The sequence below is a fragment of the Amycolatopsis sp. NPDC003861 genome, assembly GCF_053605405.1.
Genome location: NZ_JBSGJD010000056.1, coordinates 19,801 through 42,069, shown reverse-complemented (window position 1 = coordinate 42,069; position 22,269 = coordinate 19,801). Strand labels below are relative to the sequence as shown.

Annotated in this window: 22 protein-coding genes; 11 read left to right on the top strand and 11 right to left on the bottom strand. The window is 71.4% G+C overall.

All coding sequences use genetic code 11. The annotated features are described in order from the left end of the window. Positions 1 to 55 precede the first annotated feature (55 nt). The 6 genes from ybeY to hrcA all read right to left on the bottom strand — a co-directional run bounded on the left by ybeY (position 56) and on the right by hrcA (position 5,533). Positions 56 to 622 (bottom strand): rRNA maturation RNase YbeY, encoded by a 567-nt coding sequence (ybeY, locus tag ACWEVN_RS16795; protein ID WP_449686590.1) that lies wholly within the window; start codon positions 620 to 622, stop codon positions 56 to 58. After that, on the bottom strand, positions 619 to 1,686 hold the full coding sequence (locus tag ACWEVN_RS16790) for a PhoH family protein (protein ID WP_013228400.1): 1,068 nt from the start codon (positions 1,684 to 1,686) through the stop codon (positions 619 to 621). The genes ybeY and ACWEVN_RS16790 overlap by 4 nt, the downstream gene beginning before the upstream one ends. 86 nt (positions 1,687 to 1,772) lie before the next feature. After that, positions 1,773 to 2,141: a histidine triad nucleotide-binding protein gene (locus ACWEVN_RS16785; protein ID WP_449686589.1), complete on the bottom strand. Its 369-nt coding sequence runs from the start codon at positions 2,139 to 2,141 to the stop codon at positions 1,773 to 1,775. 412 nt (positions 2,142 to 2,553) lie between these two features. Then, positions 2,554 to 3,306: a 16S rRNA (uracil(1498)-N(3))-methyltransferase gene (locus tag ACWEVN_RS16780; RefSeq protein WP_452051843.1), complete on the bottom strand. Its 753-nt coding sequence runs from the start codon at positions 3,304 to 3,306 to the stop codon at positions 2,554 to 2,556. 3 nt (positions 3,307 to 3,309) lie between these two features. Beyond that, on the bottom strand, positions 3,310 to 4,476 hold the full coding sequence (dnaJ, locus tag ACWEVN_RS16775; protein ID WP_449686587.1) for a molecular chaperone DnaJ: 1,167 nt from the start codon (positions 4,474 to 4,476) through the stop codon (positions 3,310 to 3,312). Between the two features lie 31 nt (positions 4,477 to 4,507). Then, on the bottom strand, positions 4,508 to 5,533 hold the full coding sequence (hrcA, locus tag ACWEVN_RS16770; RefSeq protein WP_452051842.1) for a heat-inducible transcriptional repressor HrcA: 1,026 nt from the start codon (positions 5,531 to 5,533) through the stop codon (positions 4,508 to 4,510). A 240-nt stretch (positions 5,534 to 5,773) separates the two neighbouring features. On the opposite strand from hrcA, the gene ACWEVN_RS16765 reads away from it, so the two are divergent. Genes ACWEVN_RS16765 through ACWEVN_RS16750 form a run of 4 tightly spaced genes read left to right on the top strand, consistent with a single transcriptional unit; the run spans position 5,774 to position 8,149 of the window. Beyond that, the gene (locus ACWEVN_RS16765; RefSeq protein ID WP_452051841.1) at positions 5,774 to 6,154 is read left to right on the top strand and encodes a YbaB/EbfC family nucleoid-associated protein; all 381 of its coding nucleotides are present in this window, start codon (positions 5,774 to 5,776) and stop codon (positions 6,152 to 6,154) included. After that, on the top strand, positions 6,154 to 6,480 hold the full coding sequence (locus ACWEVN_RS16760; protein ID WP_452051840.1) for a type VII secretion target: 327 nt from the start codon (positions 6,154 to 6,156) through the stop codon (positions 6,478 to 6,480). The genes ACWEVN_RS16765 and ACWEVN_RS16760 overlap by 1 nt, the downstream gene beginning before the upstream one ends. Then, positions 6,477 to 7,658 (top strand): PPE domain-containing protein, encoded by a 1,182-nt coding sequence (locus tag ACWEVN_RS16755; protein WP_452051839.1) that lies wholly within the window; start codon positions 6,477 to 6,479, stop codon positions 7,656 to 7,658. Before ACWEVN_RS16760 ends, ACWEVN_RS16755 begins: the two co-directional genes overlap by 4 nt. After that, the gene (locus ACWEVN_RS16750) at positions 7,655 to 8,149 is read left to right on the top strand and encodes a hypothetical protein (protein ID WP_452051838.1); all 495 of its coding nucleotides are present in this window, start codon (positions 7,655 to 7,657) and stop codon (positions 8,147 to 8,149) included. The genes ACWEVN_RS16755 and ACWEVN_RS16750 overlap by 4 nt, the downstream gene beginning before the upstream one ends. On the opposite strand, the gene ACWEVN_RS16745 is transcribed toward ACWEVN_RS16750, so the two are convergent. Beyond that, positions 8,130 to 9,188 carry an aldo/keto reductase gene (locus tag ACWEVN_RS16745; RefSeq protein ID WP_452051837.1) on the bottom strand — a complete coding sequence of 353 codons (1,059 nt, stop codon included), beginning with the start codon at positions 9,186 to 9,188 and terminating at the stop codon, positions 8,130 to 8,132. The two genes, ACWEVN_RS16750 and ACWEVN_RS16745, sit on opposite strands and share 20 nt — an antisense overlap. A gap of 111 nt (positions 9,189 to 9,299) precedes the next feature. Here ACWEVN_RS16745 and ACWEVN_RS16740 point away from each other — a divergent pair, with 111 nt between their 5' ends. Beyond that, positions 9,300 to 10,124 (top strand): helix-turn-helix transcriptional regulator, encoded by an 825-nt coding sequence (locus ACWEVN_RS16740; protein ID WP_452051836.1) that lies wholly within the window; start codon positions 9,300 to 9,302, stop codon positions 10,122 to 10,124. Here the strand turns inward: ACWEVN_RS16740 and ACWEVN_RS16735 are convergent. Next, positions 10,096 to 11,586, bottom strand: a complete 1,491-nt coding sequence (locus tag ACWEVN_RS16735; protein ID WP_452051835.1) for a CoA-acylating methylmalonate-semialdehyde dehydrogenase — start codon at positions 11,584 to 11,586, stop codon at positions 10,096 to 10,098. The two genes, ACWEVN_RS16740 and ACWEVN_RS16735, sit on opposite strands and share 29 nt — an antisense overlap. 133 nt (positions 11,587 to 11,719) lie before the next feature. Between ACWEVN_RS16735 and ACWEVN_RS16730 the strand changes: the two genes are divergently transcribed. Then, positions 11,720 to 13,357: a PucR family transcriptional regulator gene (locus ACWEVN_RS16730; RefSeq protein ID WP_449686578.1), complete on the top strand. Its 1,638-nt coding sequence runs from the start codon at positions 11,720 to 11,722 to the stop codon at positions 13,355 to 13,357. Between the two features lie 58 nt (positions 13,358 to 13,415). After that, the gene (locus tag ACWEVN_RS16725) at positions 13,416 to 13,748 is read left to right on the top strand and encodes an SSI family serine proteinase inhibitor (RefSeq protein ID WP_452051834.1); all 333 of its coding nucleotides are present in this window, start codon (positions 13,416 to 13,418) and stop codon (positions 13,746 to 13,748) included. A gap of 123 nt (positions 13,749 to 13,871) precedes the next feature. Here the strand turns inward: ACWEVN_RS16725 and ACWEVN_RS16720 are convergent, their stop codons facing one another. The 3 genes from ACWEVN_RS16720 to ACWEVN_RS16710 form a co-directional block, all read right to left on the bottom strand. Further along, positions 13,872 to 15,236, bottom strand: a complete 1,365-nt coding sequence (locus tag ACWEVN_RS16720; protein ID WP_452051833.1) for a DUF4153 domain-containing protein — start codon at positions 15,234 to 15,236, stop codon at positions 13,872 to 13,874. A 371-nt stretch (positions 15,237 to 15,607) separates the two neighbouring features. Continuing rightward, positions 15,608 to 16,600, bottom strand: coding sequence for a HAMP domain-containing sensor histidine kinase (locus tag ACWEVN_RS16715; protein ID WP_452051832.1), 993 nt, complete (start codon positions 16,598 to 16,600; stop codon positions 15,608 to 15,610). Further along, complete coding sequence (locus ACWEVN_RS16710) at positions 16,597 to 17,268, bottom strand: response regulator transcription factor (RefSeq protein WP_449686592.1); 672 nt, start codon at positions 17,266 to 17,268, stop codon at positions 16,597 to 16,599. The genes ACWEVN_RS16715 and ACWEVN_RS16710 overlap by 4 nt, the downstream gene beginning before the upstream one ends. Positions 17,269 to 17,509: 241 nt before the next feature. Between ACWEVN_RS16710 and ACWEVN_RS16705 the strand changes: the two genes are divergently transcribed. Genes ACWEVN_RS16705 through ACWEVN_RS16690 form a run of 4 tightly spaced genes read left to right on the top strand, consistent with a single transcriptional unit; the run spans position 17,510 to position 22,252 of the window. After that, entirely contained in the window at positions 17,510 to 19,069 is a 1,560-nt protein-coding gene (locus ACWEVN_RS16705; protein WP_452051831.1) for an NCS1 family nucleobase:cation symporter-1, read from the top strand. A gap of 10 nt (positions 19,070 to 19,079) precedes the next feature. Continuing rightward, on the top strand, positions 19,080 to 19,862 hold the full coding sequence (locus ACWEVN_RS16700) for a nitrilase-related carbon-nitrogen hydrolase (protein WP_449686591.1): 783 nt from the start codon (positions 19,080 to 19,082) through the stop codon (positions 19,860 to 19,862). Next, complete coding sequence (hydA, locus tag ACWEVN_RS16695; RefSeq protein ID WP_449686573.1) at positions 19,862 to 21,244, top strand: dihydropyrimidinase; 1,383 nt, start codon at positions 19,862 to 19,864, stop codon at positions 21,242 to 21,244. Before ACWEVN_RS16700 ends, hydA begins: the two co-directional genes overlap by 1 nt. 9 nt (positions 21,245 to 21,253) lie before the next feature. Beyond that, positions 21,254 to 22,252: a TIGR03842 family LLM class F420-dependent oxidoreductase gene (locus tag ACWEVN_RS16690; protein WP_449686572.1), complete on the top strand. Its 999-nt coding sequence runs from the start codon at positions 21,254 to 21,256 to the stop codon at positions 22,250 to 22,252. Positions 22,253 to 22,269: the final 17 nt, after the last annotated feature.

The window sequence follows — 22,269 nt, the reverse complement described above, 5'->3', positions numbered from 1 at the left end:
CGCACCGAACGCCACATTGGGGCGCTTGGGCCGGCGCTGGGATTGGGGCGCGACACTAGGGCGTTTCCCCGGCGGGTGGCTCGGCGGCGGCGGGCGCGTCGAGGCCGGCGATGCCGAGGACGCGGTCGTCGGTGTTGCGCTGGGCGTCCCGCTTCTCCAGCGCGGCGACGGCCTCCTGGTATTCGCCGAGGATGCGCTTCTGGAGGGCGAACATCTCGCGTTCCTCGGCGGGTTCGGCGTGGTCGTAGCCGAGGAGGTGGAGCACGCCGTGCACGGTGAGCAGGTGCAGCTCGTCGATCAGGGCGTGGCCCGCGGTCTTGGCCTGGTCCTTGGCGAAGGCCGGGCAGAGCACGATGTCCCCGAGCAGGGCCGGTGACGCGTCGGGCGCGTCGGGGCGGCGGGAGGAGTCGAGCTCGTCCATCGGGAAGGCCATGACGTCGGTGGGGCCGGGGAGGTCCATCCAGCGTTCGTGCAAGTCTTCCATGACGTCGAGGGTGACGAGGAGGATGGACAGCTCGGCGAGCGGGCTGACCTCCATCTTGTCGAGGGCGTAGCGGGCGGCGGAAACGATGGACGTCTCGTCGACGTCGACGCCGGACTCGTTGGCGATTTCGATGCTCAACGCCGGTTGCCCTTCCAGCCGTCGTTCTGCTGGGCGTCCTGCACGGCCTGCCACTTCTCGTAGGCGTCGACGATGCTCGCGACGAGCCGGTGCCGGACGACGTCCTGGCTGGTCAGTTCGGCGAAGTGGAGGTCCTCGACGCCGGTGAGGATGTCGCGGACGACGCGCAGGCCGCTGCGCTGCCCGCTGGGCAGGTCGACCTGGGTGATGTCGCCGGTGACGACGATCTTGGACCCGAAGCCGAGCCGGGTGAGGAACATCTTCATCTGCTCGGGCGTGGTGTTCTGGGCCTCGTCGAGGATGATGAAGGCGTCGTTGAGCGTGCGACCGCGCATGTAGGCCAGTGGCGCGATTTCGATCGTGCCGGCCTGCATGAGCCGCGGGATCGACTCCGGTTCGACCATGTCGTGCAGCGCGTCGTAGAGGGGCCGCAGGTAGGGGTCGATCTTCTCGTTCAGGGTGCCGGGCAGGTAGCCGAGGCGTTCGCCGGCTTCGACGGCCGGGCGGGTCAGCACGATGCGGGTGACCTGCTTGGCCTGGAGGGCCTGGACGGCTTTCGCCATGGCGAGGTAGGTCTTGCCGGTGCCGGCGGGGCCGATGCCGAAGACGACGGTGTGCTTGTCGATGGCGTCGACGTACCGCTTCTGGTTCAGCGTCTTGGGGCGGATGGTCTTGCCGCGCCGGGAGACGATGTTGAGGCTGAGGACCTCGGCGGGCGAGGCGTCTCCGGTGGAGAGCATGCCGATGGTGCGGCGGACGGTGTCGGGGCCGACCTGCTGGCCGCCGGTGGCGAGCTGGACGAGTTCGGCGAAGACGCGTTCGGCGAACGCGACGTCGGCGGGTGTCCCGGTCAGGGTGACTTCGTTGCCGCGGACGTGCACGTCGGCGGCGAGGAGTTCCTCGGCGACCCGGAGGTTCTCGTCGCGGGAGCCGAGCAGGCTCAGGGCGGCGGCGTCGGGGATGGGAAACCGGGATTGCGCGGCCTGGACGGCGGCATCCTCGGTCTTGGCGACGTCTCCGGGGACGTCGGGTCGGGCGGCACCACCCGGTACGGTTCCGGCCACGTGGCCTCAGGCCTGCTTTCTCGGTGAGGGAGAACGGACCCCACCGATGCTACTGGCACCCACCGATCGGACGCAGGCCGGTTTCCCTAGTCCTGGTCCGGGGCCCCGAACAGCCCGAGCGGTTCGCCGCCCAGGACGTGGGCGTGCACGTGGAAGACGGTCTGCCCGGCATCCTCATCGGTGTTGAAGACAACCCGGTAGCCGCTCTCGACGATGCCCTCGAGCTCGGCAACCTTACGGGCGGTGGCAACAACATCACTCAGCAACTGAGCATCCCCGGCGGCAAGCTCGGCAAGGTTCCGGTACCGCTTCCGAGGAACGACGAGCACATGAACCCGAGCCTGCGGCCGAATGTCCCGAAAGGCAAAGGTGCTCGCATCCTGATAGACGACATCGGCCGGGATCTCCCCGCCAATGATCCGCTCAAACAGCGTCTCAGCCTCAGTTCCGCTCATGAGAGCACCCTATAGACCCAACACCGATCCACACGAGCGAGAAGGCCGAAGGCCGCCGAGCCAGCAACACGCCCAGCACAACACAACCACCCACCCAACTAGCGGGGGGTCCGGGGGCTTGCCCCCGGCTGGGGGTCTGGGGGTTTGACCCCCAGAGAAGAGGACGAAGCCAAAGCCGCGGCTCGACGGCGAGCGAAGCGAGCAAGGAGATGCCGCGGCGGCGGTGAAGCCTGGGGGTCGCCTCACCGCGGCCGCGGCGGCCGCCGGACCGAGGGGGGAGGTGCCCGGCGGAGTCTTTCTTCCCAGTGCGCACCGAGCCGATGGTCGGTGCGTTAGTAAATGAGAGTAACGGGTCGGAGCGTGATCGCGCCATAACTGGGCGCAAAAATATGGCGTCGATTTTCGCCGTGGGCTACTGCCAACGGGTGGTGAGGGCGCCGAGGGCTCCCAGTGCCACGGCGGCCGCGGTGGAGGTGCGCAGGACCGTCGTTCCCAGCCGTACCGCGCGGGCGCCGGCTTCGCGCAGCGCGGCGAGTTCCTCGTCCGTGATCCCGCCCTCGGGTCCCACGATCAGCAACACGTCTCCCGCGTCGGGGAGCGGCAGGTCGGCGAGCCGGTCGGGGACGTCCGACTCCAGGACGATGGCCAGCGACATGGTGGCCACGAGCCCGGCCAGCTCCCCGGTGGTCACCGGCTCGGTGACGTCCGGCACGTGCGCCCGCCGCGCCTGTTTCGCCGCTGCCCGGGCCGTCGCCCGCCACCGCGCGAGCGCCTTCTCCCCGCGCGCCCCGTCCTCCCACTTCGCGACGCTCCGCGAAGCCCGCCACGGGACGATCGCGTCGACCCCGGCTTCGGTGGCGAGCTCGACCGCGAGCTCCCCGCGATCGCCCTTGGCCAGTGCCTGTGCGACCAGGACGCGCAGTGCGGGCGGCTTCTCGGTCCAGTGTTGCTCGACCGTCAGCGTCACCTGGGCGTCGCGTCCCGCCTGGACGCTCTCGACGACGCAGCGGGCCATCGCGCCGGCGCCGTCGGAGAGGATCAGCCGTTCGCCCACGCGCAGGCGGCGGACGGTTGCCGCGTGCCGGGCTTCCTCGCCGTCGAGGACCGTGCGGCCCGAGGCCGGGACCGAGGCGGCGAGGAAGACCGGCAGGGTGGTGTCGGGCACGGCTCAGCGGTGGTTCTTGGCGCGGAGCTTGGAGAACAGCCCGCCGTGCTTGGTGCCGTTGGAGGCCAGCGTCGGTACTTCTTCGCCGCGCTGCTGGGCCAGCTCGACCAAGAGGTCGCGCTGGGCCTCGTCGAGCTTGGTGGGGACCACGACGTCGATGTGGACGTGCAGGTCGCCGCGGCCGTCGACGCGGCCGGAGGACCGCAGTCGCGGCATGCCCTTGCCGGTGAGGACGATTTCGGCGTTGGGCTGGGTGCCCGGTTCGACGTCGAGTTCGTAGTCGCCGTCGACCAGGGTCGAGATGGGCACGGTGGCGCCGAGGGCGGCCGTGGTCATCGGGATGCGGAAGTTGCAGTGCAGGTCGTGGCCCTGCCGGACGAAGACCTCGTGCGGGGTCTCGTCGATCTCGACGTACAGGTCGCCGGCCGGGCCGCCGCCGGGGCCGACTTCGCCCTGGCCGGAGAGCCGGATGCGCATGCCGTCGCCGACGCCCGGCGGGATCTTGGCGGTGACGTTGCGGCGGGCGCGGATGCGGCCGTCGCCGCCGCACTGGCGGCAGGGGTCGGGGATGACCTCGCCGAAGCCGCGGCAGACCGGGCAGGGGCGGGCGGTGACGACCTGGCCGAGGAACGACCGCTGGACGGACTGGACCTCGCCGGCGCCGCCGCAGGTGTCGCAGGTCTTGACCGAGGTGCCTTCGCTGGTGCCGGCGCCGCGGCAGAGGTCGCAGACGATGGCCGTGTCGACGGCGATTTCCTTGTCGACGCCGGTGGCGCACTCCTCGAGGGTGAGGCCGAGCCGGATCAGCGCGTCGGAGCCGGGCTGGACGCGGCTGCGGGGGCCGCGCCCTCGCCCGCCGCCTCCGCCGGCCGCGCCGAAGAAGGCGTCCATGATGTCGCCGAGGCCGCCGAAGCCGGCGAACGGGTCGCCGCCGCCTCCGCCGCGCGCGCCGCCGTCCATCGGGTCGCCGCCGAGGTCGACGATCTTGCGCTTCTGCGGGTCGGACAGCACCTCGTAGGCCGTCGTGACCTCGCCGAACTTGTGCTGCGCGTCTTCCGACGGGTTGACGTCGGGGTGCAGCTCCCGGGCCAGCTTCCGGTACGCGCGCTTGATCTCCTGATCGCTCGCGTTCTTGGCCACCCCGAGGATGCCGTAGTAGTCCCTCGCCACCGTCTCTGCTTCTCCTTCTGCTCTGCCCGGCTCAGCGGCCGGCCAGGATCTGCCCCACGTAGTTGGCGACCGCCCGCACCGCGGCGATCGTGCCGGGGTAGTCCATCCGGGTCGGGCCGACCACCCCCATGCCGCCGAGCACCACGTCGTCGCGGCCGTAGCCGATCGAGACGACCGAGGTGCTGCGCATCTGCTCGTCTTCATTTTCCTCACCGATGCGCACCGTGATCGCACCGGGGTTGCGCGCGGCGGCCAGGAGCTTGAGGACGACGACCTGTTCCTCGAGCGCTTCGAGGACCTGCCGCAGCGAGCCCGGGAAGTCGGCGACGTTGCGCGTCAGGTTGGCGGTGCCGCCGAGCACCAGGCGTTCCTCCGGGTGTTCGGCCAGCGATTCGACCAGCACGGTGGTGATCCGGATGAGCGCGTCGCGCAGCTCGCCGGGCGACTTGTCGGGCAGTTCGGCGACGCGCGCGGCGGCGTCGTTGAGCCGCCGTCCGGACATCTCGGCGTTGAGCACGGTGCGGAGCCGGGCCACGTCCTCTTCGACGACGACGTCGCCGAGGTCGACCGTGCGCTGGTCGACGCGCCCGTTGTCGGTGATCAGCACCAGCATCAGCCGGGCCGGGGTGAGCGGCACCACTTCGAGGTGCCGCACCTTGGCGTTGGTCAGCATCGGGTACTGGACGACGGCGACCTGCCGGGTCAGCTGGGCGAGCAGCCGGACCGAGCGCCTGAGGACGTCGTCGAGGTCGGTGCCGCTGTCGAGGAAGGTGGTGATGGCGCGGCGCTCGGCGGCGCTCAGCGGCTTGATCTCGGAGAGCCGGTCGACGAAGAGGCGGTAGCCCTTGTCGGTGGGCACGCGGCCGGCACTGGGGTGCGGCTGGGTGATGTAGCCCTCTTCTTCGAGCGTCGCCATGTCGTTGCGCACGGTGGCGCTCGACACACCCAGGTTGTGCCGCTCGACGATCGCCTTGGACCCGACGGGCTCCTGGTTGGACACGTAGTCGGCCACGATCGCGCGCAGCACGTCGAAGCGGCGTTCCTCCGCGTTGGCCACCGGTTCCTCACCTACCTCGCTCGCTGCTCGATCCGAGTTTACGGAAGCCTGAGCCGGTCGCGCTCAACGCGGCCCGCCCCCGCCGGGTAAAGAGCACACAAACGGGCTCCCATGAATTGTTCTCGAAATACTTTTCCGACTTGAACGGGGAACCGAAAACCGGTTTGCTCCCTCTGATCGACGCAGCTTTCCCCGACGGACGAGGTCGCCGTGAACAATTTTGACCCGGCTACGGCCGGTATGCCCGAAATCGCCCGGCGCGCGGCCGAGGCGAAGGCGCGGTTGCAGCGCGTCTCGGCGACCGCCACGAGCGCCGACGGGGCCGTCACGGTCACCGTCAACACCGCCGGTGCGCTGCAGGAACTCCGGTTCGGGCCGCGTGCGGACGAGCTGCCGCGGACCCGGCTGGCCCAGGCGGTCCTGGCTGCCGCCAAGCGGGCCCAGCTCGACGCGGCGCAGCAGCTGACCGCCGTCATGGCGCCGGTGATCGGCGAGCGCAGCGAGGCGATGGAATTCCTGAAGGAACAGATTCCGGCGCCGGAAGTCCCTGCCGAAGAACCGCGCCGGAAACCGCCGTCCGACGACGACTTCGGCGGCCCGGTCCTGCGCCGGGGGCTCTGATGACTCCGCAGGGTCTGAGGGTCGACTTCGACGTGCTCGGCGGGCACGAGGACGAGATCCGGGAGATCGCCGGCCAGGTCCAGCAGGCACTCGACGCGGCGGGCACCGCACAGGCCCTCGACTTCGACGCGTTCGGGCTGGTCGGCCAGGTCTTCGCGGTCCCGATCCAGGGGTGGCTGACGACGGCCGACGGCTTCCTCGCCGCGGCGGTCGAGGCCGGCCACGAGGTCGCGGACCGGGTGAAGACCGCGCACACCGCGTTCCGCGAGCACGAGCAGAAGACGAAGTGCCTGCTCGAAGGCATCGGCAAGGAGCTGCCCGCATGACGGAAAACCCGCTGGTCGCGACGGCCGAACCGGCCGGCGGCTTCTGGAGCGGCATGGGCGACGGCTCGAAGGGCGAACTCGACAACCTCAACGCGCAGACCGGCGGCGCGGGGATCTTCAACGACGCGGCGGCCACGCTCACCGACGCGCGCCACGGCGACTGGGGCAACCTCGCGCTGGACGTCGGCACGGACGCCCTCGACCTGCTCGGCGCGGCGATGGACCCGCTCGGGACCCTTGCCGGCGCGGGCGTCGGCTGGCTGATCGAGCACATCAGCTTCCTCAAGGACGGCCTCGACAAGCTCGCGGGCAAGCCCGAAGCGATCACCGCCAAGGCCATGACCTGGACGAACATCGCGAAGCAGCTCACCGAGACGGCCGAGAGCTACGAGCGGAAGGCCAAGCAGGTCCAGCAGTCGTTCAGCGACTGCGGGTCGGCGGAGGCGTACCAGCGGACGGCCGAGAGCTACGTCGGCGTGCTGCGCGGCGCGGCTTCGCACGCCGAAGGCGCGTCGACGGCGATGAACGTCGGCGCGGCGCTGGTCGGCACCGAGCGCGGGCTGATCCGGGACCTGATCTCGTCGTTCGTGGGCGAGCTGATCGTCAAGGCGCTGGCCGCGCTGGCGGCTTCGTGGTGCACGTTCGGCGGGACGATCGCGGCGTTCATCGCGGACACGGTGATCGAGGGCGGGGTGCTGGCGGAGAAGATCAGCACGCGCATCGCGAAGATCGTCGAAAAGCTGGAGGGCCTGGCGAAGGGCGCGGGCAAGTCGAAGGCGGCGCTCGAAGGCGCGGCGAACGCGCTGAAGAAGGCGGGCAAGGCGACCGACCGGATCGTGGACCGCAGCGTCGAGACGGCGGCGGGCATCGAGCGCCGGGCGAACGAGCTGAAGCAGGCGGGCCGCGAGGCGAAGCCGGCGGAGGAGACGGCGAAGGGCTGGAGCGACGCCGCCAAGGAGCGCGTCCCCTTCCGGGAGAAGCTGGAAGGCCCGGGCCGGTACTCCGAAGAGGGCCGCAGCGTCCTGAACCAGAAGAAGTGGCAGGAAGGCGACGGGGTGCCGGGGTTCAATTTCGCCGACGGGATCGGCGTGGCGACCGAGGGCCGCCGCCAGGAGAACGAGCAGTACGACCGCTACCACGAGGCCCAGGAGGCCTACGAGAAGGAGCACCCCGAGTGAACGACCGGCCCGAGGTGGAGCCGGCCAACCGCACCGGCCGGCTCCACCCCGCGCAGCGCGGCACGCTGCTCGACCTGACCTTCTGGATGACGGCGGCCGTGGCCGTCGCCGGTCTCGTGGTGACGGTAGGCATCGCCCTCGTGGCGGAGACCGCGGGAGAGGTACTGGGCACGGTGGTTCCGCTCCTGGCGATCACCGGCTGGTTCGCGTTCGTCTGCTGGCGCCGGCTCGCCGACGCGTTCGGCGGCCGGCTGGTCGCGGTCACCGGCTGGACGCACGACTTCGACAGCGCCCGCCTCACCGACGAGTACCCGATCGGCCTGCACCGCAGCCCGGAGGGGTTCAAGAGCCTCGAGTCGTTCAGCCTCCGCGCCGGCGGCCGGACCTACCCGCTGGAGCGGAAGCTCCGCGAGCGGATCGAGCCCGGCCGGAACAACACCGTCCTGATCGCGCCGCGGTCCAAGCTGCTGATCAACGTCCTCCCGGCGTAGCCCGGGGCTCGATCACCAGGTCACCGCGGGCCACCGCGCGGAGGTGGTCGCCGCCGAGGAGATCGTGCGGGTAGCCGAGTTCGATCGCGCTCACCTCGTCGAGCCGGGCCAGCTGCTCCGGCGTGAACTCGACGTCGAGGGCACCGAGATTGCCCGCCAGCTGGGCGAGCGTGCGGGCACCGACGATCGGGGCCGTCACGGCCGGGTTCCCCAGCGTCCAGGCCAGTGCGACCTGGGCGGGCGTGCGGCCCGCCGACGCCGCGACCTCGGTCACGGCGTCGGCCACGGCGAGCGTGCGGTCGGTGACCAGGCCCAGCCCGGCGTTGAAGCCGCGGCGGGTGCTCCCTCCGGACCCGGCGCCGCGGTACTTGCCCGACAGCACGCCGCCGCCCAGGGGCGAGTACGGCGTCACGCCGAGGCCAAGCTCCCGCGCCATCGGGATCAGGTCGCGCTCGGCGTCCCGCCGGATCAGGCTGTACTCGACCTGCAGCGCGATCAGCGGCGACCAGCCCCGCAGGTCGGCGATCGCCTGCATCCGCGAGACCTCCCAGGCCGGGACGTTCGACATCGCCACGTACCGGACCGTGCCCCGGCGGACCAGGTCGTCGAGGCCGCGCAGGATCTCCTCCACCGGCGTCGTGAAGTCCCAGACGTGCAGGTAGAGCAGGTCGAGGTAGTCCGTGCCCAGCTGCCGGAGGCTGGCCTCGACGGACGCGAACAGGCTCTTGCGGTGCGGGCCGCCGGAGTTCGGGTCGCCGGGGCGGCGCAGCGTCGAGTACTTCGTCGCGAGCACCAGGCTCTCGCGACGGTCGCGCGCGAACTCGCCGAGCAGGCGCTCGGAGCTGCCGTCGGTGTAGGTGGGCGCGGTGTCGACGAAGTTGCCGCCGCGCTCGACGTAGGTGTCGAACAGCCGCCGCGCCTCGTCCTTCTCCGCGCCCCAGCCCCACTCGGTGCCGAACGTCGCCGTGCCCAGCGCCAGCGGGGAAACCCGCAGCCCGGACCGGCCCAGCAGCCGGTAGGTGTCGAGGGTGAGAGCCATCAGTTCCTCCTGAACTCGGTCGTCGGGCACCAGCCTCGGGCCACCGCGGACCGGGGGTAAGGGAGGGAACTTCCTGGGAACACGAGTCCCACCCCGGTGGTTGGACCGGGCATGATCACCGCTACCCGGGAGCTGGCCGCGTTCCTGCGGACCCGGCGGGAACGCCTGGACCCGCGCGACTTCGGCCTGCCGGTACGCCGGTCGCGGCGGACCCCGGGGCTGCGCCGCGAAGAGGTCGCCGAGCTGGCCGGCGTCAGCGTCGACTACGTCGTACGCCTGGAGCAGGCACGCGGGTTGCGCCCTTCGGCGGCCGTGGTGGAGGCGCTGTCGGCGGCATTGCGCCTGACCGGGGCAGAACGCGCCTACTTCTTCGACCTGACCGGGCAACGTCCCCGCGGCACCGGCGACCCCGTCACCACCGCGGAGCCGGCGCTCGCCCGGCTCGTCGAAGACCTGTCACCGCTGCCGGCCATGCTGCTGAACCACCGCTTCGACATCCTGGCCTGGAACGCGGAGATGGCCCACCTGCTGCTGGATTTCGCCGAGCTGCCACCGGCCCGGCGGAACGCGATGTGGCTGTGCCTGGTGCACCCGGAGATCCGCGAGTACTACGTCGACCGCGAACGCGTGGTGCGGGAGGGGATCGCCCACCTGCGCGCCGCGTGGGCCGCGCACCCGGACGACCCCGTGCTGACCGCGCTCATCGCCGAATGCACCAGCGGCAACGAAGAGTTCGCGCGGTGGTGGGCGGAACGGGACGTCGGGGGCACCGGCCGCGGGAGCAAGGTGCTGCGCCACCCCGGCGCCGGGGTGCTCACCGTCGACTTCGAGGTCCTCGTGCCGGTGCGGGACGCCGGCCAGCGGCTGCTGATCGGCCGTCCCGCGGACGACGCGAGCCGGGCCGCGCTCAGGAGTTCCGCGGGAAGCCCAGGTTGACCCCGGCGTGCGACCGGTCCGGCCACCGGGAGGTGACCACCTTGGTCCGGGTGAAGAAGTGGAACCCCTCCGGCCCGTACGCGTGGCTGTCGCCGAACAGCGAGTCCTTCCAGCCCCCGAACGAGTAGTAGCCGACCGGCACCGGGATCGGCACGTTCACGCCGACCATCCCGACCTCGACCTCGTTCTGGAACCGCCGCGCCGAGGACCCGTCGCCGGTGAAGATGGCCGTGCCGTTGCCGTACGGGTTCGCATTGATCAGCTCCAGGGCCTCGTCGTACGAGGCCGTGCGGGCCACCGACAGCACCGGGCCGAAGATCTCGTCCGTGTAGATCGACATCGACGGGCGGACGTGGTCGAACAGCGTCGGGCCGAGCCAGAAGCCGTCCCCGGGCACCTCGATCCCGCGGCCGTCCACCACCAGCGAAGCACCTTCGGACACCCCGGCGTCCACATAGGACGAAACCCGGGTGTGGTGCGCCGCCGTCACCAGCGGCCCCATCTCCGACGCGGGGTCGCGGCCGTCGCCGACGCGCAGCCGGGACATCCGCTCGGTGATCTTCTCCACCAGCGCGTCGCCGACCGGGTCCACGGCCACCACCACCGACACCGCCATGCACCGCTCCCCCGCCGAGCCGAAGCCGGCGGACACCGCGGCGTCCGCGGCCAGGTCGAGGTCGGCGTCCGGCAGCACCACCATGTGGTTCTTCGCCCCGCCGAGGGCCTGGACGCGTTTGCCTTGCCGGGTGCCGGTTTCGTAGACGTAGCGCGCGATCGGCGTCGACCCGACGAACGAGATCGCCTTGACGTCGGCGTGGGTCAGCAGCCCGTCGACGGCGGCCTTGTCGCCGTGCAGCACGTTGAGCGCGCCCGCGGGCAGCCCGGCCTCGGCGAACAGCTCCGCGATGAACACCGCCGCCGACGGGTCCTTCTCGCTCGGCTTGAGCACCACGGTGTTCCCGCAGGCCAGCGCGTTGGGGACGAACCACAGCGGCACCATGGCCGGGAAGTTGAACGGCGAGATCACGCCGACCACGCCGAGCGGCTGGGCGATCGAATAGACGTCGACCCCGGTCGAGGCGTTCTCGCTGAAGCCGCCCTTGAGCAGCTGCGCGGCGCCGCACGCGAACTCGACGTTCTCGATCGCGCGGGCGATCTCGCCCGCCGCGTCGGACTCGACCTTGCCGTGCTCGCTCGTGATGATCTTCGCCAGCTCGTGCTTGCGCGCGGACAGCAGCTCGCGGAAGGCGAACAGCACCCGCGTCCGGCCGGCCAGCGACGTCCCGCGCCAGCCCGGCAGCGCCGCCTTGGCCGCGGCGACGGCGGCTTCGACCTCGGCGTCACCGGCGAAGTCGACGTGCGCCCGGACCTCCCCGGTGGCCGGGTCGAAGACCTCGCCGGAGCGCGTGGCGGTCCCGCCGAACGGCTTCCCGTCGATCCAGTGGCTGATGCGGTCGGTCACGGCGGGCACTCCTCGCACTCGGCAACATCCCGTCCCGAGTCTCCGGGCAGGCGCCACGCCAGGCCATCGGCAACGTGTACGTCAGTTGACTGCCGGCCGTACAGTCTGTCCCTGCCGATCATCTCGAGGAGCCATGTACCCGACCGTCGCCGAGGTTCTCGCGCTGCCGGTGCTGCGCCAGGGCCGCCCGCACGTCGTCGCCGGCGCCGCCGGGCTGGACGCCCCGGTGCGCTGGGCGCACGTCGCCGAAGTCGCCGACATCGCGCACCTGCTGCGCGGCGGCGAGCTGGTGCTGACCACCGGCGTCGCGCTGCCCGACGACGGCCCGGCGCTGGCCCGGTACGTCGCCGACCTGGCCGGGGTCGGCGCCGCGGGCGTGGTGGTCGAGCTGGTCCGGCACTGGAGCGACAAGCTGCCCGCGGCGCTGGTCGGCGCGGCCGACGAGCACGGCCTGCCGCTGGTCACGCTCTCGCGGGAGACGCGGTTCGTGAGCGTCACCGAAGCGGTGAACGGCCAGATCGTCGACGCCCAGGTCGCCGAGCTGCGCGCCGCCGAGCGCGTGCACGAGACGTTCACGGCGCTGACGGTCGCGGGCGCCGAACCCGGCGTCGTGCTGGGCGAGGTCGCCCGGCTCACCGAGCAGCCGGTGGTGCTGGAGACGCTCTCCCACGAGGTCCTCGCCTACGACGCGGCGGGCACCGACCCGGCCGAGCTGCTCACCGGCTGGCCGTCCCGCTCACGGGTGGTCCAGGTCGGCGAGCGGACCGGCTACCACCCGGGGTCGGGCTGGCTGGTGACCGTGGTCGGCGCCCGCGGGCACGACTGGGGACGGCTGATCCTCGTCTGCGCCGACCAGCCGCCGCACCGCCACCGGGTGGTCGCCGAACGGGCGGCGTCCGCGCTGGCCGTGCACCGGCTGGTCGCCAAGGATTCCGACGGTCTCGAGCGCCAGGCCCACCGCGCGGTGCTCGCCGAGCTGCTCGCCTCGCCCGCGCCGACGGCGGAGCTGCTGGCCCGCGCCTCGGCGCTGGCCGTGCCGCTGCCCGGGCGGCAGCTGACCGGGCTGGCGGTCCGGCCGCGGCTGACCGGGACCGCGCGCCCGGCGCTGTCGGCCCCGCCGGTGCTGCGCGAGCTGGCCGAGGCGACGGTGCTGGCGGCCCGCCGCGCGAAGGTGTCGGCGCTGGTGGCGACGGACGACCTCGGCGTGCGGGCGCTGATCGCGCTGTCCCCGGAGGCGAACGCCGACGCCGTGCTGCACCGGCTCGCCACCGACGTCCACGAGGCCCGCGGCAGCGCCCCGGGCGTGCTCGCGGTCGGCACGACGGTGTCGTCCCCCGCCGAAGCCCGCCGGACGCTGCTGGAAGCGAGCCAGGTCGCGGCGGCGGCGCTGGGCACCGGCACCGATCGGGTGGTGCACCGGTTGTCCGACGTCCGCCTGCGCGGCCTGCTGCACCTGCTTTCCGGCGACGAGCGGGTGACGGCGTTCGCGGCGCGGGAGCTCGGGCCGCTGGTCCAGCGCGACGCGGCGTCGGGCAGCCGGCTCGTCCAGGCGTTGCGGCACTACTGCGAGCAGGGCGGCAACAAGTCGGCGGCGGCCGCGGCGGCCCACACTTCGCGGACGGCCTACTACCAGCAGCTCGCCCGGATCGAGCAGGTGCTCGGTGTCCGGCTGGAGGACCCGGAGTCGATGTTGTCGCTGTATGTGGCGCTGCTGGCCTGGGATCTCACCCGGCCGAGCGAAGAAGACTCACCCGGACGTGCAGCACAGTGATCGACTCCGGACGGCCGATGACACCGATATGGCCCTACTCCCCTTCGCAGCCTGCTTGATGAGCCTCGGCTGTCTGGCGCCGGCGCACCCCCCGGCCTCGACGCTGCAGCTGACCACCCACGACACCGCCGGCCGGATCGGCTCGGTGGTCCTGACGTGCGACCCGGCGGGTGGCACGCACCCCCACCGCGACAAGGCGTGCGCGGTGCTGTCCGGCGCCGGCGGCGACTTCTCCCGGATCAACGCGCGGCACCAGGCGTGCACGCTGATCTACGCCCCGGTGGAGGCCACGGCGATCGGCACCTGGCACGGCAAGCCGGTGTCGTTCAGCACGACCTACGCGAACCGCTGCGAGGCGGACCGGGATTCGGACGAAGTCTTCGCGTTCTGAGTGCTTCCGGCTGCTGTCGAACGTTTCCGATCGCTTTCGAACGCGCGGAAGCCGCCGGGCCGCCCCCACGACGGCCCGGTGGCTCCGCGCACCTCTTAACCACGCACCACCCACCGGTCCGGTTCAGCCGCAGCCGGTGACCGGGCCGAACGTCACGTCCCGGGCCGCCGAGCGGCTGATGTTCCAGGCCGGCCAGCCGTCCGGCGTGTCGTCGCGCAGGACCTGCCGCAGCACGCACGTGCGCAGCGGTTCCGGCAGGCGGGCCGAGACGACCGGGACCACGTCGGCGGAGAAGCGGGCCAGGTAGCGGTCGTCCAGGGATTTGCCGGCGGCCGCGCGGTCGAGGTTGGCGTCGGCGATCAGGCGTTCCGGATCGAGGACGGCGAGGACGAGCAGCGCCGCCGCGGCCGTGCCGATCGCCGCGCGCGGCAGCCACGCCGAGCGCAGCCGGACCAGGGCCGCCAGCACCAGCACGAACACCACGCCGAACCACAGTTCGCAGACCTCGACGAGCAGCCGCAGCACGGTGAAGCCGTACGCCTCCTGGTATGTCCACATGCGACTCAACGCCGAGCCGACGAGCACCAGGGTCAGCGCGCTGAGCGTCCCGAGCAGGACGCGCTGCCGGAGCCGGTCGGCCTTCGTCGCGTCGGGCGCCCACCGCAGCGCCGCGGCGACGATGGCCAGGGTCAGGACGGTGACGGTGCACAGCTGCCAGAAGCCGCCGCGGGCGTACTCGGCCGACGTCAGGCCGCTGGTGCGCAGGACGTATCCGGTGCCGCCGAACAGCACGACCAGCCGGACCCCGACGAAGACGCCGAACACCAGCACGAGAACGCCGAGCGGGAACGTCCACTCCAGACCGTATTCGGTCCGATGTGGACGATCATTGGACGCGCGGGGCGCCGGAGCGGCCAGGAAGTAGCAGGCCCCGGCGGCGACCAGGGTGACGACGGCGAAGACGGAGCACCACCGCACGAGCGTCGCGACGCTGAGTTCGGGGACGACCGCGTTGACGACGGCGGCGAAGGCGGCATCGGCACTGGCCAGCAGCGGGACGAAGACCCCGACGAGCCCGGCGGCGGCGAGCACGGCGAGCGCGATCCGCCGCGCGACCCCGTCCCGGCGGCCGGCGAAGCGCCCGGCCCCGCGCCCGACCCACGGGATGGCGCGGAAGGCCTCGATCGGGACAGCGAGCATGTCGTAGAGGACGGGGTGCACCGTCCGTTCCCCGACGACGGAGAGGGACCCGGCCACGACGGCGGCGGCGACACAGAGGACGAACAGCCACCCGGAGGCCCGCACGGTCCCCACGGCGAGCAGCGCGAGCGCGAGGGCGGCCCACCCGGCGTTGCGCCAGGTGAGAGCGCTCGGCTCACCGTCCCGCGAGCGCCGATCGGCAACCACGACGGCGGCGGCGACGCCCAGCCCGGAGAGCAGCCACCCGACCCCGGGCCGGTCGAGGGGCAGGAGGAGGGCCCCGGCCACCCCGGCCAGGCCCGAGGCAGGAAGCACAGCGGCCGGCAGCGGGACGACGGTGGACTTCGGCGGCGGAATCGGCCGGAAGAGGACGGGTTGACCGGCGACGGCGACGCCTCCGCCTGAGACCTGCGCCCCGAAGCCCGTTCGACCAGCACCACCCGCAGGCACTGCGGCCTCGCCGGAAGAGCCCGCCGGTCCCGATCCCGGCGAACCCTCCTCCTCCCGCAGCGCGGCCGCCACCGCCCGCTTCCCCCGCGGCACCCGATTCCCCGGTTCCCCGGTCCCACCCACACTGCTCTTCGGCATCTCCGCCCACTTCCCGTTCGCTTTTGCGAATCACGCGTCCGCACGTCCCCGCAGACCACCGCCACCCAGCCTCAAGCCGGCAGCGTCACCCGGATCCGGCTCCCCGTGCCCGGCGACGGGTCCACCACCCCGATCGTCCCGCCGTGCAGCTCCACCGCCCACCGGGCGATCGCCAGGCCGAGCCCGGTCCCGCCGCCGGAGGGCCGCTCTCCGCGGGTGAACCGCTCGAACACCCGCTCCCGGTCCGCCGGCGCGATGCCCGGCCCGTCGTCACACACGTCGATGCGCACCTCGCCCGGCCGCACCTGCGCCACCACCCGGACCTGCCCACCCGCCGGGCCGTGGCGGGCCGCGTTCTCCAGCAGGTTCGCCACCACCTGGAACAACCGCCCGCGGTCCGCCGTGACCACCGCCCCCTCCGGCGACACCGACACCTCGAACGTCACCCCGCGGCCCGCGAACGCCGCCTCCCCGACCACCTCCGACAACAGCGACCACAACGAGAACGACGTCAGGTGCAGCGAGGAGGCACCCGCGTCGAGCCGGGACAGGTCGAGCAGCTCGTCCACCAGGGTCGCGAGGCGCTCGGTCTGCTGCAGCGCCGTCTTCAGCGTCCCCGGATCGGGCTCCTCGACGCCGTCCACGAGGTTCTCGAGCACCCCGCCCAACGCCGTGATCGGCGTCCGCAGTTCGTGGGACACGTTCGCGATCAGTTCGCGGCGTTGCCGGTCCGCGTCCCCGAGGTCCCCCGCCATCTGGTTGAACGCCTGCGCCAGCTCGCCCACCTCGTCGCGGGTGGTCGCGCGGATCCGCCGCGTGTAGTCGCCCTTGGCCATCGCCCGCGCCGCCGCCGTCATCTCGCGCAGCGGGCGGGTCATGCCGTGGGCCAGCACCTGCGACAGCACCAGCGCGAGCACCATCGCGGTGATCGTCGTCTTCGGCGGCAGCCAGCCGATCTGCCAGTTGAAGAACGCGAACGCGATCCCGCCGGAGGCGACCATCAGGATGGCCAGCTTCAGCTTGATCGACCGGATCCGGTCCAGCGGCCGCGGGATGAAGTTCACGAGCCCGCCTCCAGCGCGTAGCCGACGCCGTGCACGGTCCGGATCAGATCGGCCCCCAGCTTCCGCCGCAGCGCCTTGATGTGGCTGTCCACCGCCCGCGTGCCCGCGGACGTGCTGTGGACGTCCCAATCCCACACCTCCGACAGCAGCCGTTCCCGCGGCTGCACCACCCGCGGCCGCCGGGCGAAGTGCACCAGCAGGTCGAACTCGATCGGCGTCAGCTGCGCCGCGACCCCCGCCCGGGCCACCCGCCGCTGGTCGACGTCGATCTCGAGGTCGCCCAGCACGATCCGGGTGCCCGCCACCGAAGCCGAACGGTCGACGCGCCGCAGCAGCGCGTGCACCCGCGCCGTCAGCACCCGCATCGAGAACGGCTTCGTGAGGTAGTCGTCGGCGCCGACGCCGAGTCCGACCAGCAGGTCCGTCTCATCGGCCCGCGCGGTCAGCATCAGCACCGGCACCGGCCGCCGACCCTGGATCCGGCGGCACACCTCCAGGCCGTCGAAGCCCGGCAGCATCACGTCCAGCACCACCAGGTCCGGTTCCCCGGACGCCTCCGCCTCGACGGCGGCCGGTCCGTCGTGGACGACGTCCACCCCGAAGCCCTCGGCCCGCAGCCGGGCCGCGATCGACGCGGCGATCGTGACGTCGTCCTCGACGACGAGCACCCGCCGCACTCCCGGTTCCATGACCACGACCCTAAGCACCCCCGGTGGAGACGGTTCGTGTGAAGTGTGAAGATCCTGTGGAGACGTTTCACCCTCTTTGCCGGTTCGTGACGGCCGGATGTGTGACGCAGGTCATGCACTCCGAGGCCCCTTCGCGCAATCGACAGACTGCACTCCTGATCAGCGAAGAGTGAACAGACTGCCGTTGCCCCGGCGCTGACCAGGCGCGCAGGATTCCGCAATGGCGCCGACACCCGCAGCCCAGCGCGTGCACGACGACGGCCGGGTCGAGCTCGACCCCGCCGACGTCCGGTCTCTCGAAGGCAGCCGGTTCTTCAACGAGGAACTGGCCCCCGTCCCGGTCGAAAAACGCACTTGGACCACCTACAACTACTTCGCGCTCTGGATGGGGATGGCGCACAACATCCCCAGCTACGCCCTGGCCGCGTCGCTCATCGCGCTCGGCATGAACTGGGTGCAGGCGCTGCTCACCATCACGATCGGCAACCTGATCGTGCTGGCCCCGATGCTGCTCAACAGCCACGCCGGCACGAAGTACGGCATCCCGTTCCCGGTGTTCGCCCGCGCGTTCTACGGCCTGCGCGGCGCCAACCTGGCCGCGCTGCTGCGCGCGTTCATCGCCTGCGGCTGGTTCGGCATCCAGACGTGGGTCGGCGGCGAGGCCATCTACGTCATCCTCGGCCGGCTGCTCGGCTCGTGGTGGCGCGACTCCGCCGTCGTCGCGGGGCAGCACTGGACGCTCTGGCTGTCCTTCGTGGTCTTCTGGATCGGCCAGATGCTCATCATCTGGCGCGGGATGGAGGCGGTCCGCCGGTTCGAGAACTGGACGGCGCCGCTGGTGTCCGTCGGCTTCCTGATCATGCTCGGGTACGTGCTGGTCAAGGCGGGCGGGCTCGGTCCGATCCTGTCCGACGGCGGCAAGCTCGGCTGGGGACCGGACTTCTGGAAGGTGTTCGCGCCGGCCCTGATGGCGATGATCGCGTTCTGGTCGACGCTGTCGCTGAACATGCCGGACTTCACCCGCTTCGGCGGCAGCCAGCGCAAGCAGGTCCGCGGCCAGATCCTCGGCCTGCCGACGACGATGACGTTCATCGCGATCGTGGCCATCCTGACCACGTCGGGCGGGCACGTGCTCTACGGCGAGGACATCTGGGACCCGGCGCAGCTGGCCGACAAGTTCGCCAGCCCGGTCGTGGTCGTCGTCGCGCTGGTCGCGCTGGTGCTCGCCACGATCTCGGCGAACCTCGCGGCCAACGTCGTCAGCCCGTCCTATGACTTCTCGAACGCGTTCCCGAAGAAGATCACGTTCGCGGTCGGCGGCGGGATCACCGGCGTCATCGGCATCCTGATCCAGCCGTGGCGGCTGTACTCCGACCCGAACATCTACATCTTCGCCTGGCTCGGCTTCTACGGCGGCCTGCTCGGCGCGGTCGCCGGGGTGCTCGTCGCCGGGTATTGGGTCATCAACCGCACGAAGCTGCGGCTGAAGGACCTCTACACCCCCGATGGGGTGTATTGGTTCAGCGGCGGCTGGAACTGGCGTGCCCTGGTCGCGACGCTGGTGGGAGCCCTGCTCGCGGTCGGTGGCGCCTACGGCGGGCCGTTCCCCGACGGCGGTCTCATCCCGTTCCTCAAGCCCCTTTACGACTACAACTGGGTGGTCGGCCTGGTCGGCGCGTTCGCCGTCTTCGCCGCCCTCTCCATGCCCTTGTCCACGACGAAGGAGGAAATCAGTGAGCGTGGTTCGAGCCGGCCTGATCCAGCAGCGGTGGACGGGTGACAAGGAGTCCATGATCAAGGCGGCGGTCGACCACATCGGCACCGCCGCTTCCCAGGGCGCCCAGGTCGTCTGCCTGCAGGAACTGTTCTACGGGCCGTACTTCTGCCAGGTGCAGGACGCCGACTACTACTCCTACACCGAGGCCATCCCGGACGGCCCCACCACGAAGCTCATGCAGGAGGTGGCCGAGCGCCACGGCATCGTGCTGATCGTGCCGATGTACGAGGTCGAGCAGCCCGGCGTCTACTACAACACCGCCGCGGTGATCGACGCCGACGGCACCTACCTCGGCAAGTACCGCAAGAACCACATCCCGCAGGTCAAGGGGTTCTGGGAGAAGTTCTACTTCCGCCCCGGCAACCTCGGCTACCCGGTGTTCGACACGGCGGTGGGCCGCATCGGCGTCTACATCTGCTACGAGCGGCACTTCCCGGAGGGCTGGCGCGCGCTCGGCCTGGCCGGGGCGAAGATCGTGTTCAACCCGTCGGCGACCAGCCGCAGCCTCTCGCAGTACCTGTGGAAGCTGGAGCAGCCGGCGGCCGCGGTGGCGAACGAGTACTTCGTCGGCGCGATCAACCGGGTCGGCGTGGAACCGCTGGGCGACAACGACTTCTACGGCCAGACGTACTTCGTCGACCCGCGCGGGCAGCTGATCGACGACGCCGCCTCCGACACCGACGACGAGGTCGTGGTGCGCGACCTCGACATGTCCCTGCTCGAAGAAGTCCGGAACACGTGGGCGTTCTACCGCGACCGCCGCCCGGACACCTACGGCCCCCTCGCGGAGGCCTGATGACCACGCTCATCCAGGGCGGTCAGGTCGTTTCGCCGTCGGGAGCCCTCCTGGCGGACGTCCTCGTCGACGGCGAGACCATCGCCGCCGTCGGGGCGCCCGGAACGCTGACCGGCGACGAAACGATCGACGCCACCGGGAAGTACGTGCTGCCCGGCGGCATCGACGCCCACACGCACATGGAGATGCCGTTCGGCGGCACGCACTCGGTCGACACGTTCTCGACCGGGACGACGGCCGCGGCGTGGGGCGGCACGACCACGATCATCGACTTCGCCGTGCAGGCCAAGGGCACCTCTCTGTTGTCCACTTTGGACAAGTGGCACGGCAAGGCCGACGGGAACTGCGCGATCGACTACGGCTTCCACATGATCGTCTCCGACGTCAACGACCAGTCGCTGAAGGAGATGGAAGCCTGCGTCGGCGCCGGGGTCGGCAGCTTCAAGATGTTCATGGCGTACCCGGGGGTGTTCTACTCCACGGACGGGGAAATCCTGCTCGCGATGCAGAAAGCGCGCGAAATCGGGGCTACGATCATGATGCACGCGGAAAACGGCATCGCGATCGACCAGCTGGCGGCGCAGGCGTTCGCCGCGGGCCACATCGACCCGGTGCAGCACGGCCTCACCCGGCCGCCGGAACTGGAAGGAGAAGCGACGTCGCGGGCGATCCAGCTCGCGAAGGTCACCGGAGCACCGCTGTACATCGTGCACCTGTCGGCGTCGCAAGCGCTGGCGGCGGTCGCGGAGGCGCGCAACGACGGTCAGAACGTCTTCGCCGAGACCTGTCCGCAATACCTCTACCTGTCCATCGAGGACCTCGCGAAGCCGGACTTCGAGGGCGCGAAGTACGTCGCTTCGCCGCCGCTGCGGGAGAAGTCGCACCAGGCAGACCTGTGGCGGGGCTTGCGGACGAACGACCTGTCCGTGGTGTCCACGGACCACTGCCCGTTCTGCTTCAAGGACCAGAAGGAGCTGGGCCGCGGCGACTTCCGGGCCATCCCGAACGGGATCCCGGGCGTCGAGCACCGGATGGACCTGCTGCACCAGGGCGTCGTCGCCGGTGAGCTGACGCTCGGCCGCTGGGTCGAGACGTGCTCGGCGACACCGGCGCGGATGTTCGGGCTGTACCCGCGCAAGGGCGTCATCGCGGCGGGTTCGGACGCGGACATCGTGATCTACGACCCTTCGGCGACGCAGACGTTGTCGGCCGAGACGCACCACATGAACGTGGACTACTCGGCGTACGAAGGACGGGAGATCACCGGGCGGGTGCACACGGTGCTTTCGCGGGGGCGCGTCGTCGTGTCGCCGTCCGGGTTCTCGGGTTCGACGTCGCACGGCAAGTTCCTGTCCCGCTCGCTGAACCAGTACCTAAACTAGGAGCGGGGCATGGACTTCGGGATCGTGCTGCAGACCGACCCGCCCGCGCGGGACGTCGTGCGGCTGATGAAGGACGCCGAGGACTGCGGGTTCCGCTACGGCTGGACGTTCGACTCCTGCGTGCTGTGGCAGGAACCGTTCGTCATCTACTCGGCGATCCTCGCGGCGACGTCGTCCCTCGTGGTGGGGCCGATGGTGACCAGCCCGGGCACGCGGGACTGGTCGGTGCTGGCGTCGACGTTCGCCACGCTCAACGACATGTACGGCAACCGGACGGTCTGCGGCATCGGCCGCGGCGACTCCGCGCACCGGGTCGTCGGGAAGCCGCCGTCCACCCTGGCCACCGTGCGCGACTGCATGCGCGTGGTCAAGGACCTGGCCGAAGGCCGCGCGGTGACGATGAACGACAAGACCGTGCAGATCCCGTGGATCCGCAACGGCCGCCTGGAGATGTGGATGGCCGGGTACGGGCCGAAGGCGCTGCAGACGGTCGGCGAGCACGCCGACGGCTTCATCCTGCAGTGCGCCGACCCGGCGATCGCGCGCTGGACGATCGGCGCGGTCCGCGACGCCGCCCGAGCGGCCGGCCGGGACCCGGGCGGGATCACGATCTGCGTCGCGGCCCCGGCGTACGTCGGCGACGATCTGCCGCACCAGCGCGAACAGCTGCGCTGGTTCGGCGGGATGGTCGGCAACCACGTCGCCGACCTGGTGGCGCGGTACGGCTCGTCGGGGGCGGTACCGCGGGAGCTGACGGACTACATCCGCGAGCGGGAGGGGTACGACTACAGCCACCACGGCAAGGCGGGCAACCCGTCGACGGAGTTCGTCCCGGACGAGATCGTCGACCGGTTCTGCCTGCTGGGGCCGGCCTCGGCCCAGGTCGAACGGCTGCAGGAGCTGGCCGAGCTGGGTGTCGACCAGTTCTCGCTGTACCTGATGCACGACGACCGGGAGGCGACGCTGGCGTCCTACGGGACGCAGATCATCCCGAAGCTCACCGCGTAGGGCCCGCCCCACCGCGG

Bases quoted from the DNA above. Each gene is read 5' to 3' on its own strand.
- ACWEVN_RS16785 (WP_449686589.1), bottom strand. From the start codon at position 2,141: ATGAGCGGAACTGAGGCTGAGACGCTGTTTGAGCGGATCATTGGCGGG.
- ACWEVN_RS16765 (WP_452051841.1), top strand. From the start codon at position 5,774: ATGCCCGAAATCGCCCGGCGCGCGGCCGAGGCGAAGGCGCGGTTGCAG.
- ACWEVN_RS16760 (WP_452051840.1), top strand. From the start codon at position 6,154: ATGACTCCGCAGGGTCTGAGGGTCGACTTCGACGTGCTCGGCGGGCAC.
- ACWEVN_RS16755 (WP_452051839.1), top strand. From the start codon at position 6,477: ATGACGGAAAACCCGCTGGTCGCGACGGCCGAACCGGCCGGCGGCTTC.
- ACWEVN_RS16745 (WP_452051837.1), bottom strand. From the start codon at position 9,188: ATGGCTCTCACCCTCGACACCTACCGGCTGCTGGGCCGGTCCGGGCTG.
- ACWEVN_RS16740 (WP_452051836.1), top strand. From the start codon at position 9,300: ATGATCACCGCTACCCGGGAGCTGGCCGCGTTCCTGCGGACCCGGCGG.
- ACWEVN_RS16730 (WP_449686578.1), top strand. From the start codon at position 11,720: ATGTACCCGACCGTCGCCGAGGTTCTCGCGCTGCCGGTGCTGCGCCAG.
- ACWEVN_RS16725 (WP_452051834.1), top strand. From the start codon at position 13,416: ATGAGCCTCGGCTGTCTGGCGCCGGCGCACCCCCCGGCCTCGACGCTG.
- ACWEVN_RS16705 (WP_452051831.1), top strand. From the start codon at position 17,510: ATGGCGCCGACACCCGCAGCCCAGCGCGTGCACGACGACGGCCGGGTC.
- ACWEVN_RS16700 (WP_449686591.1), top strand. From the start codon at position 19,080: ATGATCAAGGCGGCGGTCGACCACATCGGCACCGCCGCTTCCCAGGGC.
- hydA (WP_449686573.1), top strand. From the start codon at position 19,862: ATGACCACGCTCATCCAGGGCGGTCAGGTCGTTTCGCCGTCGGGAGCC.
- ACWEVN_RS16690 (WP_449686572.1), top strand. From the start codon at position 21,254: ATGGACTTCGGGATCGTGCTGCAGACCGACCCGCCCGCGCGGGACGTC.